General features: G+C 38.7%; 1 protein-coding gene. It reads left to right on the top strand.

What is annotated here, in order from left to right:
• A partial coding sequence (locus M0051_RS19635) for a hypothetical protein (protein ID WP_306743269.1) occupies window positions 1-519 on the top strand: 519 nt, incomplete at both ends.

The following is a 519-nucleotide window of genomic DNA, read 5'->3' as shown; positions in this document are numbered from 1 at the left end:
ACGCCGGAACAATTTGATGCATTACAGGAGAAGCTACTTGGCACACCACACTGGAGCCGGGAAGTAAGTTACACATCAAACGGAAAACCAATGTATGTGATTCCCCTGGCCGATTTTAAAAACAAAGAGGTTAATGCCATACTTTTATTATGTGCAGAAACAGAAAAACTAAAGTATCGTTTGTTTATTAATGATGAAGATGCTTATCCGGCCAAAGGATTCGATTGGGTTTTTGAATATTTTAAGCAAGAGCTATTTCAGATTAACCAAAAGTATAAGTTTGAAAATACCCATAGCCAAAAGAAAGATGGTGTAAATACAAAAGCTACCATGGAAATATGCAATGATATTTGGGCAGGAAATGATACTGCAGGATGGATTTACAAAGGACAACATTGTTGGAGTATAGATTTACCAGACAATTCATTTGATGATCCTCGCGAATCGGACGGTGGACATGAGCCTTTTATTGGTGACATTTCCAATCCTCTTGGTGGTGGTAGTAGCGGTAGCCCATCT

Source organism: Marinifilum sp. D714, assembly GCF_030851345.1.
Taxonomy (GTDB): domain Bacteria; phylum Bacteroidota; class Bacteroidia; order Bacteroidales; family Marinifilaceae; genus Marinifilum.
The sequence above is the reverse complement of the archived record's forward strand: the minus strand, read 5'-3'. Positions and strand labels throughout refer to the sequence as shown.